Consider the following 13,016-nt stretch of genomic DNA (forward strand, 5'->3'; position numbering starts at 1 on the left):
TTTCCTTTGCCTTTGCCTTTGCCTTTGCCTTTGCCTTTGCCTTTGCCTTTGCCTTTGCCTTTGCCTTTGCCTTTGCCTTTGCTTTGGCTTGTAGCTTGTAGCTTGCAGCTTGCAGCTGGCGCAGCCAAAGGCTGCGCCTACCCCTGCTGCAACATCACCGCCGCCTGCGCTCGGCTCTCCACCTTTAGCTTGGCGAAGATGCTCTTCATGTGCGATTTGATGGTTTCCGGAGTAACACTCAGATCCTTGGCAATCTGCTTGTTCGACTTGCCTTCGGCCACCAGTTGCATGACCTGACGTTCCTTGACGGTAAGCGTCAGCAAGGCTGCACAGCTGCCACTTTCCTGCTCTGCTCCTTCGCTACGACCAAGCAGCGCGGTGACCTCTGCACGCCAGTTTGCCGGCACATGGGCAGACAGGCTTGCGCACGCTTCGGCCACGCCGATATCACGTAGCAGGGCTACGGCGCCGCTGTCCCGTATCAAGCCCAAGGCCTCGATCAGCAGCACGTCCCCTTCCTGGCCCTGAGTCGCCAGGTAAAAGCCAAGCGCCAGTCCCAGCTCGGCGGTCATCAACCAGAACTGCCGATCTCGCAGCTCGATCAGCAGATCCTGTGCATCGGCGATCAACTCGGCGCGCACGGGATGGCCAGCCAGCCCCAGCCAAACCTCAGCCAGGAGAGCAAACTGGCGACGGTCAACGCCACCATCGTCCAGCGCCAGCGCCTGGAGCTGCTGCAGCTCGCGTACACAGCCGGCGGCTTCACGTACCCGGCGCTCCTGCAGGCAGAGTCGCACACGTTCCATCAAGGTCCAGGATTGCAAGCGTGGCCACTCTCGCCGAAGTGCGAGCGCAGCCATCTGTTCCAGGCTTTGCCGCGCCCGTAGCCCTTGGCCTTGCTGTGCTTGCAGGCGCGCAGTGGTAACAAAGGCCAGCGCGATAACGTCCAGAAAGCCGCCCATGTTGATGTAATCCAGGTTGCCCTGCAGGTAGCGAGCGGCCTGGCTGCTATCGCCGCGCAGGTAGTGAAAATGCGCCAGCAACGCATTGGGCAACGCCAGCAATACCGGATTGGGCGTGGTCAGCCCGTCCGAAAAGTTCTGATCTATCTGATCGACCAGAGCCTGCAGCCCCTCTACCGCATAACCAATACGGCCTTGCGCGCCTTCGGCAAGCGCGGTCAGTGATTGACGGTAGCATTCATGCAGGAAGTATCCGCGGTTGCCGTCCTGTGCATCGGCAGTCGGCGGCAGTTGATACAGCGCCTCCCAGTTGGCATCGCGCAGCAGACTCCCGCTCATCAGATTAAGCAGCACGTTGGTGACCCAGGGTCGGGTGACGCCAGCATCATAACAGCGCCGCGCCCAGGGACCGGAACGCACGTTGTGATCGCCCAGCCCCAGCAGCATGGCCTGCAGCGCCTGCACCTCCCAATAGATGGAAGTGCTTTGCCCCCTGTCCGGCTCGGCCCAGAGCTCAGCCTCTATCTGTTTGGCCAGCTTGTGCGCCGGCCCGATTTCCAGCGACAACCCCATGGCCCAGGCGCGTGCCATTTTCAACGGCAAGGGGCAATCGCTTGCCTGCAGCTTCCAGCGCTTTTCCAGAATGACCAGAGTGGTGAAGTCACCCTGCTCGATCAATGTGGTTGCGCAGTTCTCGATCCAGACCTTGACCTGCCAGACTTCGCCGCTGTCCAGCCCAAGCCTGATCGCATCCAGCCACAGCTTGCGCTCGGCAAACCATTGTGCGGCCTGCACCAGCACCTCGCGCGCCTCGTTTTCATGCTGCCTCAGATAGGCCTTCTTCAGGTGCTCGCGAAACAACGGATGCAGGCTGAACCAGGTCTCGTCAGGGTCGAGCGCCGTGACAAACAACTGCCGCTGCTGCAGTTGCTCGAGCAACTGCCGGGCCTGTTGCCGGCCAAGCAGAGCGGACAGCAGACCTTCGCTGAACTTTTCCAGCAGGCCCAGTGGGTACAGGCTCTGGCGCAGCGGCTCGTCGAGATGCCGCACCACTTCCTCGAACAGGTTGCAGATGCTGCGGGGGGCAATACGTGCCACGTTGTGGCCAGGCGTCAGCAGAAACGCGCGCAGGGCGGCAATCCAGCCTTCGGCCGATTCCTGAATACGACCGATGTCGCTGGACTCCTGTGGCTCGTAACCGGCCTTGCGTAACAGGTCGCGGGTTTCTTCCAGTTCAAAGCGCAACTGAGCGCTATCGATCTGCAACAGATCATCGGCGTAAAGGTGGTCCAGCAGCGCCGCCGGCAGCTCGTTACGGCTGATAAATACCATATGAAAGTGGGCCGGCGCGCGCTGTAGCAGAAAGCGCAGGGCGTCCACCAGCACGGCATCGTCAATGCAATGCAGGTCGTCAATAAACAGGGTGATGGGCTGCTCGCTGCGGCTGAGCTCGTTGATCAGCAGGCTGGCCAGGGTTTCGGTCGAGAAAAGGGTCAATTCGGCTCGCAGGCTCAGGCAGGCTTGCCCCAGCGCGGGATCGGCCTGTTTCAACGCGGCGGCGAGATAAAACAGCAGCCGCTGGGCCGAGTCGTCTTCGGCGTCCAGCGAGAGCCAGGCCACAGCATGCGACTGCGCCTGCAGCGCCTCGGCCCAGATACTGGCCAGCGTTGTCTTGCCAAAGCCCGGGGGCGCGGTAAGAATCGCCAGTCGGCGCTCATTCAATAGGCTGGCGTATTGCTCCAGACGTGGCCGCGGCAATATTCCACGCCCGCGGCGCGGCGCAGTGATCTTGGTTTTCAAAAGAAGCGGAACGTCGCTGCCCTGCCCCGGGTCTGGAGCGGTGGCGCACTGCTGCACACCGAATCTGATGTTCATGAACTATCCATGCTGAACGCGGATCGCTTATGTCGGCTCGCGGCAGGTGCCGTCAGCGGCCGTTGTTGCGATCTATTGTTATTGTTGTCAGGCCGTTTTCAAGCAGCCTTGGGGTCAGCATAGCAGGCAGAAAAAGCGAGACACGCCCGAAACCATGCTGGCGCGCCCATGATAAGATCTGGTGATATTAGAGTAAAGACTCTAGAGATGCTTCGGGTCATCGTCTGACCCGAAGCCTGGACGGGTTCGTGCTACTCCCTGGCTTTCTGGATCCAGGTAGCGTATTCGCGCTGCATGGTATAGAGCCGGATCTGCTGGGCCTGCTCACTGTTGAGGCTATCGCCGAACGCCGCCATGCCATTGGCCTGATAGGCGCCATGCAACACAATGGCCTCCCAGGCGCCGCGCACCGCATCGCTGCTGTGGCGCAGATCGGGCAATACTCCGCCACCCACCACACCGGTGCCGTGACAAACGGCACAATACTGGGCATAAAGCGTCTCGCCCGCAGCCAGGTCGCTGGCCGCTGCCACCACCGGCTCGGGGACCCGCTCACTGTCGGCAACCGGTGCGAGCTCTGGCAGCTGTTTGTCGCCGCCCAGCTTGAATACCAGCATGCGGCTGACATTGCGCACGCCAGTCGCTACTGCGGCGTCACCCCCGAAAAGCGCCGCCGAGCCACCCCAGCCGGCCATGAGCGCAACGTATTGCTCTCCCTTGTGCTGATAGGTCATGGGCGCCGCGATTACGCCGGTCTGGGTATCGAATTGCCACAATGCCTGGCCCTGGTCGGCGCTGTAAGCCTCCAAGTGGCCAGCGGAGGTGCCCTGGAACACCAGGTTACCCGCAGTTACCAGCGTGCCGCCGTTCCAATGGTTGGGCCGCTCCACCCGCCAGGCTGCAGTCTGCTTGACCGGGTCCCAGGCCAAGAGCGCGCCGGAGGTGTATTCGCGCGGCAGCTCGGTAATTTCGGAAGACCCTGCCGCCGTATTGAAGGCGCGTTTGCGCACAAAGCTGCCAGCCTCATTACTGTAGGTGCCGGGCACTTCCTGATACGGGATGTAGACCAGCCTGGTCAGCGGGCTGAACGACATCGAGTGCCAGTTGTGCGCACCAAAGGGGCTGGGCCACATCACCAGCGTTTCTTTCTGGTAGCGCGCTTCGGCAGTTTCCACCGGCCGTCCGGTGGCCATGTCGATACGCTCGGCCCAGGTTACCTTGCCGAACTTCTCCGCAGACAGCAGCTCACCGGTGGCGCGGTCCAGTACATAGAAGAAGCCGTTCTTCGGCGCCTGCATGATCACCTGGCGCTGCTTGCCGTCGATCTCCAGTTCAGCCAGGGTCAACTGCTGGGTTGCGGTGAAGTCCCAGCTGTCGCCTGGGGTGACCTGATAGTGCCAGACCAGCTTGCCGGTCTCGGGCTTGAGCGCCAGAATCGAGGACAGATAGAGGTTGTCGCCGCCGCCAGGGCTGCGCACTTCGCGGTTCCAGGGCGAGCCATTGCCAGTGCCCACATACAGCAGATCCAGCTCCGGATCGTAGGCCATGCTGTCCCAGGCAGTGCCGCCGCCGCCCAACGACCAGTCGGTATCCTTGCTCCAGGTTTTCAACGCCTCATTCAACTCGGCATGTTCCTGCGGCTGTGACGGGTCACGCGGCACCGTATAGAAACGCCAGCGCAGCTCACCGGTTGCCGCGTCATAGGCAGAAAAATATCCTCGCACCCCGTATTCGGCGCCGCCATTGCCAATCAATACCATGTCCTTGAGCACGCGCGGTGCGCCAGTAATGGTGTAGGGCTGGCTGTTGTCGGTGGTCTGCTGGGTCCATACCGGCTTGCCGGTCTTGGCATCCAGCGCGATCAGACGGCCATCCAGCGTGCCCACGTACACCTTGCCCTGCCAGAGCGCCACGCCTCGATTGACCGCATCGCAACAGGCATCACGGCCCTTGGCCTTGTTCACCTGCGGGTCGAAGCTCCAGAGGATTTCGCCGCTGCCGGCATCCACGGCCATCACCCGGCTCCAGGACAATGAGGTGTAGAGCACGCCGTCGTGATATAGCGGTGTAGCTTCCAGCCCGCGCTTGTTGTCCAGATCGATAGACCAGGCCAGACCCAGCTTATCGACGCTTTCGGTGTTGATCTGCTGCAACGGACTGAAGCGCTGTTGCGCCCAGGTACGGTCGTAACTCAGCCACTCGCTGCCATCGGTAATCGATGCCTGCATTGCCGCCGCATCGACGTCGGCGGCCTGTGCTGTGGTCATCCAGCTCAAACTGGCCAGTCCTGCACTCAAACCCAGGCCAGCCAGGCGCAGCAGGGGGCCAACGCCCCGAATCAAATGTGTCATGGCTTTCTCTTCGTCTTTTTATACATGACACCGATGCTAGCCAGCCGAGGAGGCAATCATTACCCCCCTTGTGGGGGGTATGGCGGCCAGCCTGGCGACGCCTTCATCTGGCCCGGACGCGGAGCTTCCTGCGCCTTTGCCCGGTTCAGTTCAGCGATGGCCGCCACATGCGAAACAGTGACTCAGGTCCGGGCTGAAAGTAGTCGGCCGGGCCGCCGCCGCGCAGTACCGGCTCTGCAGCGGCGGTGTCGTAAATACCGTCCTTCAACAAGGCCTTGGCGATATGCACCGCCACGACCTCTCCCAGTACCAACCAGGTCGGCACCTTCACTTCATCCACCCCCTGCAGCTGCAGTATCTGGGTCACCCGGCACTCAAAACTGACCGGGCTCTCCTGCACCCGTGGCACCGTTATCACGCGTGACGCAGCCGGCGTCAGACCGGCCAGCTGAAACTCGTCAACCTCGGGCGCCACAGCCGCGCAGCTCTGGTTCATCGCCTCGGCAAGCGGGCGGGTAACCAGATTCCAGACAAACTCTCGTGTCTGCTCGATATTGTTGAGGCTGTCCTTGCGGCCCACGCTGGCGAAGCCGATGATCGGCGGCGTGTAGTTGAAGGCGTTAAAGAAGCTGTAGGGCGCCAGATTGAGGCGGCCCTCGGCGTCCTGCGAAGAAATCCAGCCAATCGGTCTGGGACCAATGATGGCGTTGAATGGGTCGTGCGGCAGGCCATGGCCCTGCGCGGGTTCGTAGTAATACTGATCGTCAGACATCTTGGCTTCCCGGCTATACATCAGGCAAACAAGTCCCTTTGTAGCCCATCCCCGAGCCCGCGCCAACCGTCCGCCAGCAAAGAATGGATGCTCGGCGCGCGCAGATGTGCGCGCCGCTGCGATCGGGTGGTACGTGCAAGCCTGGTTACCGTGATCGAATATCTGGCAACAGCCTGCCCCGCTAACGAGCCACTTCACCACAAAAGCCTGAACTCAACGAACACTGTTCAGCGCAACAAGTTCCACTGCAAGTTTATTTAAGTCTCGTTCCAGAAACAAAAACAGCGCCAGAACAAACCGCTGCGGCCGCACACTTTGAGTGCGGGCTACATAAACCTGATATCTCAATGAAATCATCTGCCAGGGAAAACTGAGAAGCGCCGCACAGCGCGTATAACAATAGCGGACCCACTTCACGAAAACTCAGTAATTCACCCATTCAGGTTAGATCAATATAAAAGTGTGAAAGTTAGCGTCCCAGTCCACGAGCAGCACTATTGATATGAACCGCTGCTCATACTGCAGAAAACAATATATCAACAATAAGGATTCATCATGAAAACATCCGCACTCAAGTTTACTGCCCTCGCTCTGGGCATGGCTCTGTCCACGGCTGCGCTGGCGACCAACCCGGGCGGCGGCGGTGGCAGCGCTGACCCTACCGGCACCGGCTTTCCGGGCGTAACCGATTTTGCCGCGACCGGTTCATTCTCCACTACCGATGGCAGCGCGGGCCTGAGCTGCACCGTGTTCCGCCCCAGTACCCTGGGCGCGAACGGCCTCAAGCACCCGATTATCGTCTGGGGCAACGGCACCACCGCCTCCCCCACCACCTACGCCGACCTGCTGGAGCACTGGGCCAGCCAAGGCTTCGTGGTTATCGCCGCCAACACTTCGAACGCCGGCACCGGTGAAGAGATGCTCGATTGCCTGGACTATCTGACTACCCAGAACAACCGCAGCACCGGCACCTACGCCAACAAGCTTGACCTCAACCGCGTGGGTACTGCCGGCCACTCGCAGGGCGGTGGCGGCACCATCATGGCCGGGCAGGATCCACGCATCAAAGCCACCGCGCCCTTCCAGCCCTACACCATCGGCCTGGGCCACAACACTTCATCGCAGAGCAACCAGAGCGGTCCAATGTTCCTGATGTCTGGCAGCGCCGATACCATTGCCTCCCCCACTCTGAACTCGCTACCGGTCTACAACCGCGCCAACGTGCCGGTGTTCTGGGGTGAGCTCGACGGTGCCAGCCACTTTGAACCGGTCGGCAACGCGGGTGATTTCCGCGGGCCCTCCACCGCCTGGTTCCGCTATCACCTGATGGATGATCAGAGCGCCGGTGAACTCTTCTACGGCAGCAACTGCGATCTGTGCACCGATAGCGATTGGGAAGTCCGTCGCAAGGGCATCAACTAAGCCTTGAGCCTGGTATGAAAGAGGCGGGGCAACCACGTTGCTCCGCCTTCGGTTCCCGGCCTTTCACCTCAATAACTTCATGCTTACCCCATAAACTTTGTTAGCACACCCTCACCCATTCGGGCTAATGACTGCCCGCCGGTGATTTATTGTGCGCCATGCACTATCAACAAAAGCAAACAAGATCATCACATTACGAAAACTTACTCATAACACTTGCCAAGACAAATAAAATACCGCCGCAGCCTGCCACCCGAATAGGCGAGTTTATTTATTGAATTGAATAACTATGGTTCAACTTCTGCTGCAATCGAACTCTCAACGATTCGGCATGCCCAGACAAAAACAATGAACCAGAAAGGAATTTCCCAATGAAAACACCTGTTCTCAAGTTCGCTGCACTAGCCCTTGGCGTCAGTATTTCTTCAATCGCCCTCGCAACCAACCCGGGTGGTGGCGGTGGTGGTAGCAGTGATCCAACCGGCACTGGCTTTCCCGGCGTTTCCAGCTTCAGCGGCAGCGGCTCGTTTTCTACCACCAGCGGCAGTGCTGGCTTTAGCTGCACCGTATATCGTCCAAGCACCCTGGGCGCGAATAACCGCAAGCATCCCATCATCGTCTGGGGCAATGGTACCGGCGCGTCGCCAAGCACTTACCGCAGTCTTCTGGATCACTGGGCCAGCCACGGCTTTGTAGTGGTTGCGGCCAATACCTCCAACGCCGGCACCGGCCAAGACATGCTCAACTGTGTCGACTATCTGGTGGATCAGAACAATCGCAGCACTGGCACCTATGCTGGCAAACTCGACCTCAACCGCATCGGCGCAGCGGGCCACTCACAAGGCGGCGGCGGCACCATCATGGCTGGTCAGAACTACCGCATCAAAGCCACTGTGCCCTTCCAGCCCTACACCATTGGCCTTGGTCATCGCAGTTCGTCACAAAGCAACCAGAGCGGCCCCATGTTCCTGATCTCGGGCGGCTCCGATACCATTGCAACACCCACGCTGAACCAGGCGCCAGTCTACAACCGCGCCAATGTACCGGTTTTCTGGGGTGAGCTACGTGGCGCCAGCCACTTTGAGCCAGTGGGCAATGCCGGCGATTTCCGCGGCCCTGCGACTGCCTGGTTCCGTTACCATCTGATGGATGATGCTGCCGCAGAAGATACCTTCTACGGGAGTAACTGCGAGCTGTGTAGCGACTTCAGCTGGACTGTGCGCCGCAAGGGCATCAACTAAGCTCATCGCGCATGGCCCAAGGGCTTGCGCTATCTGGCTAAACCCCGGCGGGCTGCTTCGGCAGCCCGCCGTTTTTCTGCATCCCGGTTCTCCCGCCCTGTCTTGCAGGCGACAGATACCTCTGCCGCGCTGTTGTATGCTTGCCGCAAACCGTCAACAGGAGAACAACGATGACCAACCCCGACCGCAAAGTCGCATTGGTAACCGGCGCTGGCAGCGGCATCGGCCGCGCCTCTGCCCTGGCATTATTGCGCGCCGGCTACCAGGTGGTGCTCACCGGTCGCAACGCCAACAAACTGCAGGCCACGCTTAACGATGCGGCGGAGCTGGCAGAACACGCGACGGCGGTGGAATCCGACGTGCGCGACCCTGCTTCGGTTGCCGCGCTCTTCACACAGATCAGCAAGACATACGGCCGCCTTGATCTGCTGTTCAACAATGCCGGTACCGGTGCGCCGCCCGTGCCGCTGGAAGATATAAAGTTCGAACACTGGCGCGCCACCATCGACACCAACCTTACCGGCGCCTTTCTCTGCACCCAGCAGGCGTTCAAACTGATGAAGGCGCAGGCGCCCATGGGCGGGCGCATCATCAACAACGGCTCCATTTCTGCCCACGCCCCGCGCCCCAACTCAGCGCCCTACACTGCCTCCAAACACGCCATGACCGGCCTGACCAAGTCGACCTCGCTGGATGGCCGCAAATACAACATCGCCTGCGGCCAGATCGACATCGGCAACGCCGCTACCGACATGGCCATTCCCATGCAACGCGGTGTACCCCAGGCCAATGGCGAGATTGCTGCCGAAGCGGTAATGGATGTGGAGCACGTAGCCCAGGCGGTAGCGCAAATGGCGGCGCTGCCGCTGGAGAGCAACATCCAGTTCATGACCATCATGGCGACTAAGATGCCCTTTATCGGGCGCGGATAATCGCTGCACTACGCTAAGCCGGTGCGGCATACCGGTCAAACGCCGCGTACTTTTTTGCGGCGCGAACAAGGTCCCAGGCGCGCCGCCATGGCGGATGGCGTTGGTCATCCGTCCGACCTTTAGAGCAAGTTCACCGCAGCAAGTGTACGGAGTCTGTCCACCACCGATACACATACCCTGTTAATCGAAAAATCCGACGTCATCCGCCTCTGATAAAAAGTTGAAACCCGCGCAGCTTCTGAGCATAAAGTCTTATTTACTTACGATTAAAGGATGCTTCACCGCCGGGACACTTTCCTTCTTGGTATCGTCATTGCTACCATAGCCGATACAAAATCAGACTGGCTAGGCAGACAAAAATGAGCACCCATCAAACACCTTTGGCGATGGCACTATCCAAACGCAAATCAGATGAACGCGCCACGCCTCTGAGTGCCTTTCGTATGGCTCGCACCTGGTGGCTTGAAGGGCGTCGTCTCAATCTGTCATTGCTGGCTGAAGAGCTGGGGATCGGTCGCGCTACCCTGATGCGCTGGGTGGGTAACAAGGATCTGCTGATGGGCGAGATTCTCTGGTCGCTGTACAAGCGTATCTACGATGAGGCGATCGCCCGTGCCGATCAGACCCCGGGGTTGGACGGCATTGATTACCTGACCCAGATCTACACCGAAATCAACGTTGCCTTGATCAACGCCAAGCCCATGCACGATTTTCTGCAGGCTGAGCCACAATGGGGGCTGCAGTTGCTGACTTCGCGTGTTTCGGGCTTGCATGAGCGCCTGATGGAAACCTGGCGCAGGATGTTTGAAGAGCAGATAAAGGCTGGAAAGATCAAACCGGAGATGGACGCCGAAAGCCTGGCGCTGTACATCGTCAAGATCGGTGAAGGTGCCATCTACTGTGACCTGATCTGTGCACGCAAGCCCGACCCGACGCCCGCCGCTACTGCCTTCCGCCTGCTGGTAAACGGTCACCAGGCTTAAGTCAGCGACGTCCCGAATCGACCCAATGGGGCTCTGAAGCGCAACACAGCAAACCTATGCTTGCGCGCTCGGGCAACCACATGCCTTCAAAGCCCCCTGCATTGCCGTCCAGCCTGAACCATAAGGGCTGGGAACTGACCTGCCTTTCCCTACTCCCGCCGCAGCGGCCATTCAATCATGAAGGCCGCGCCACCCAGGCCGCGGGAACCCTCTACCGTGGCGTGGCCGCGGTGCCAATAGACCACCCGCTGCACTATGGATAGCCCCAATCCGTAGCCGCCGCTCGCGCGGGTGCGGCTGTCATCCAGCCGCAAAAAGGGCGTAAAGATGTGCTCACGAAAAGCCTCGGGAATGCCGGGACCATCGTCCTCCACGCAGATCTGGCAGCGCCCGCCTACTACCCGTGTGGTCACCAGCACCCGATCGGTTGCGTGCCGCGCCGCATTGCTCACCAGATTGGTGATGGCACGATGCAGATAGCGCCGCTCGGCATCTACCCAGCCCGCGCGGCCGCGCGAGCGGTCAACGTGCTCGATGCGCACCTGCGGGTTGATCGGCGCAAGCTCGGCAAGCACCTGCTCCACCACGGCAGCCACGTCGACCGGCTCCATGACCAGCGCCGGCGCGCCCTGCTCCAGCCGCGCGTAGGTAAGAATCTCGTCCACCAGCCGGTCCAGTTCGGTGAGATCGCCGTCCATGCTGTCAAGATATCGCTTGAGCGCTTCTTCGCTGCCGGCCGTTTCCACCATCTCCAGACCAAAGCGCAAGCGCGCCACGGGCGTGCGCAGCTCGTGTGATACCGCGCCGATCATTTCCTGCTGCACGGCCATCAGACTTTGCAGATGGCGCGCCATGGCATTGAAAGCGCGCGCCAGACTGCCAACCGAGTCATAACCGATCACTTCGGCGCGGGCGTCCAGATTGCCCCGGGTAATATGCAGCGCCGCCGACTCCAGGTTCATCAGGCGCTGCTCCAGTTGGCGCACCAGCAGATAGATCAGCAGCCCCGAGAGGGATAGCGCCAGCAACCCGGTTATCAGCAACATCTCGGTCGGATATTCCTGCATCTGATACACCGGTCCCATGCTCAGCACCCACTCGGTGTCGGGTATCTTCATGTACATCATCACCGAATTGCCTTCCGGCCCCAGGCTCAGCACTGTGTCGAACTCATCCAGACGGCGAAGTTGGTCGGCATCCATGTCGGCTTCGGCCAGACGGGTCAGGCGCAGCGGATAACCAAAGCCCTTGTCGCGGCGCAGTTCGGAAAGCCAACGTGGCATTTCACTGTCCGGATGACGCACCAGCTCATCGGCGATCAGAAAGAGCGTCGCGCGCCCCAACTGCTCGGAGATGCGCTGAATGTCGGCGGTGAGTACCGCCTCATCGCTCAGGTCAATCAGGCTGAAAACCCGTACCTCATCGGCGCCGCGCGCGCGCACCAGCACGCGTCCGCGAATCAGCCGCGACCAGTTGCTGGCTTCCAGGCCGAGTTCATCCAGCGAGTTGATCTCCAGCGGCACACCGATCAAGCGCGACCATACCGCCAGCGCCTTCTGCCGCTCGGCAGTATCCATGGGTTGCAGGTTGTCGGCCATCAGGCGAAAGGTGCCGGTGGCCATGCGCTCACGGTAGTCTTCGGCGCGCACATCATTGACCAGGCGAATACTGATCAACGCCAGACAGGACACGGCAATCAGCACCAACAGCATGCCGCCGTAGATGCGGATAAAAATGGAGTTCACTGCGGGTCCGGGCCCGGCGCCACAAACAGGTAGCCTTTGCTGCGAACCGTCTTGATGATGCGCGGCAATTCGGGATCATCACCAATCTTGGGGCGAATGCGTGAGATACGTACATCGATGGAACGGTCCTGGCCGTCGTACTCGATACCGCGCAGCGAGACAAAGATCTCTTCCCGGCTGAGGATGCGCCCGGCGTTGCTGGCCAGCAACCAGAGCAGGTCAAACTCGGCGCCGGTCAGTTCGATCAGATCGCCGTTCAACCAGGCTTCGCGGCGGTCGTTGTCAATCAGCAGGTTGCCGAAGCTCAGGCGCGTGGGCGTGCCGCCCTCGCCCGGCTCTGCGGTGCGGCGCAGCAGCGCGCGAATGCGCGCCAACAACACTTGCGGGCGCACCGGCTTGTTGACGTAATCATCGGCCCCCAGCTCAAGCCCGCGAATATGGTCGCGGTCTTCGCTGCGCGCCGTCAGCATGAGAATGGGTCGTGCAAAACCCGCCTCACGCACTCGCTGGCAGATGGACAGACCATCCTCGCCGGGCAGCATCAAATCAAGCACTACCAACGCTGGCTGACTATCGAGAATGCGTTGCACCGCAGCGCTACCATCCGCCTCGAGCGCGACGCTCAAGCCCTGCTGCTGCAGAAAGTCACTGATCAGGCCGGCCAGCTTGTGGTCGTCCTCGACAATCAGAATAGTGCCGTGGTCCTGAAGCGTACTTTTGTCTGTTTCCATCC

Annotated in this window: 9 protein-coding genes; 4 read left to right on the forward strand and 5 right to left on the reverse strand. The window is 60.4% G+C overall.

Translation table 11 applies throughout. The features are described 5' to 3' along the window. Positions 1–137: 137 nt before the first annotated feature. From V7756_RS13580 to V7756_RS13590, 3 genes are all read right to left on the reverse strand, one after another. A complete protein-coding gene (locus tag V7756_RS13580) occupies positions 138–2,837 on the reverse strand; it encodes a LuxR C-terminal-related transcriptional regulator (RefSeq protein WP_335610724.1) in 2,700 nt (899 codons plus the stop codon). Positions 2,838–3,088: 251 nt separating this feature from the next. Then, on the reverse strand, positions 3,089–5,188 hold the full coding sequence (locus tag V7756_RS13585) for a PQQ-dependent dehydrogenase, methanol/ethanol family (RefSeq protein ID WP_335610725.1): 2,100 nt from the start codon (positions 5,186–5,188) through the stop codon (positions 3,089–3,091). 145 nt (positions 5,189–5,333) lie between these two features. Continuing rightward, positions 5,334–5,960 carry a flavin reductase family protein gene (locus tag V7756_RS13590; protein WP_335610726.1) on the reverse strand — a complete coding sequence of 209 codons (627 nt, stop codon included), beginning with the start codon at positions 5,958–5,960 and terminating at the stop codon, positions 5,334–5,336. 555 nt (positions 5,961–6,515) lie between these two features. Here V7756_RS13590 and V7756_RS13595 point away from each other — a divergent pair. The 4 genes from V7756_RS13595 (at position 6,516) to V7756_RS13610 (ending at position 10,538) form a co-directional block, all read left to right on the forward strand. Continuing rightward, positions 6,516–7,382, forward strand: coding sequence for an alpha/beta hydrolase family protein (locus V7756_RS13595; protein WP_335610727.1), 867 nt, complete (start codon positions 6,516–6,518; stop codon positions 7,380–7,382). Between the two features lie 371 nt (positions 7,383–7,753). Continuing rightward, positions 7,754–8,623 carry an alpha/beta hydrolase family protein gene (locus V7756_RS13600; RefSeq protein WP_335610728.1) on the forward strand — a complete coding sequence of 290 codons (870 nt, stop codon included), beginning with the start codon at positions 7,754–7,756 and terminating at the stop codon, positions 8,621–8,623. Positions 8,624–8,793: 170 nt separating this feature from the next. Next, positions 8,794–9,555 (forward strand): SDR family oxidoreductase, encoded by a 762-nt coding sequence (locus tag V7756_RS13605; protein ID WP_335610729.1) that lies wholly within the window; start codon positions 8,794–8,796, stop codon positions 9,553–9,555. A 359-nt stretch (positions 9,556–9,914) separates the two neighbouring features. Next, on the forward strand, positions 9,915–10,538 hold the full coding sequence (locus V7756_RS13610; RefSeq protein ID WP_335610730.1) for a QsdR family transcriptional regulator: 624 nt from the start codon (positions 9,915–9,917) through the stop codon (positions 10,536–10,538). Between the two features lie 149 nt (positions 10,539–10,687). Here V7756_RS13610 and V7756_RS13615 read toward each other — a convergent pair whose 3' ends face one another. Both V7756_RS13615 and V7756_RS13620 read right to left on the reverse strand, forming a co-directional pair. Next, positions 10,688–12,283 carry an ATP-binding protein gene (locus V7756_RS13615; protein WP_335610731.1) on the reverse strand — a complete coding sequence of 532 codons (1,596 nt, stop codon included), beginning with the start codon at positions 12,281–12,283 and terminating at the stop codon, positions 10,688–10,690. Then, positions 12,280–13,014, reverse strand: coding sequence for a response regulator transcription factor (locus V7756_RS13620; RefSeq protein ID WP_335610732.1), 735 nt, complete (start codon positions 13,012–13,014; stop codon positions 12,280–12,282). Before V7756_RS13620 ends, V7756_RS13615 begins: the two co-directional genes overlap by 4 nt. Positions 13,015–13,016: the final 2 nt, after the last annotated feature.

Source organism: Halopseudomonas sp. (assembly GCF_036961105.1).
Taxonomy (GTDB): Bacteria; Pseudomonadota; Gammaproteobacteria; order Pseudomonadales; family Pseudomonadaceae; genus Halopseudomonas.

Coding starts and splice junctions, on each gene's coding strand:
- V7756_RS13580 (WP_335610724.1), bottom strand. CDS start 2,837: ATGAACATCAGATTCGGTGTGCAGCAGTGCGCCACCGCTCCAGACCCG.
- V7756_RS13585 (WP_335610725.1), bottom strand. CDS start 5,188: ATGACACATTTGATTCGGGGCGTTGGCCCCCTGCTGCGCCTGGCTGGC.
- V7756_RS13590 (WP_335610726.1), bottom strand. CDS start 5,960: ATGTCTGACGATCAGTATTACTACGAACCCGCGCAGGGCCATGGCCTG.
- V7756_RS13595 (WP_335610727.1), top strand. CDS start 6,516: ATGAAAACATCCGCACTCAAGTTTACTGCCCTCGCTCTGGGCATGGCT.
- V7756_RS13600 (WP_335610728.1), top strand. CDS start 7,754: ATGAAAACACCTGTTCTCAAGTTCGCTGCACTAGCCCTTGGCGTCAGT.
- V7756_RS13605 (WP_335610729.1), top strand. CDS start 8,794: ATGACCAACCCCGACCGCAAAGTCGCATTGGTAACCGGCGCTGGCAGC.
- V7756_RS13610 (WP_335610730.1), top strand. CDS start 9,915: ATGAGCACCCATCAAACACCTTTGGCGATGGCACTATCCAAACGCAAA.
- V7756_RS13620 (WP_335610732.1), bottom strand. CDS start 13,014: ATGGAAACAGACAAAAGTACGCTTCAGGACCACGGCACTATTCTGATT.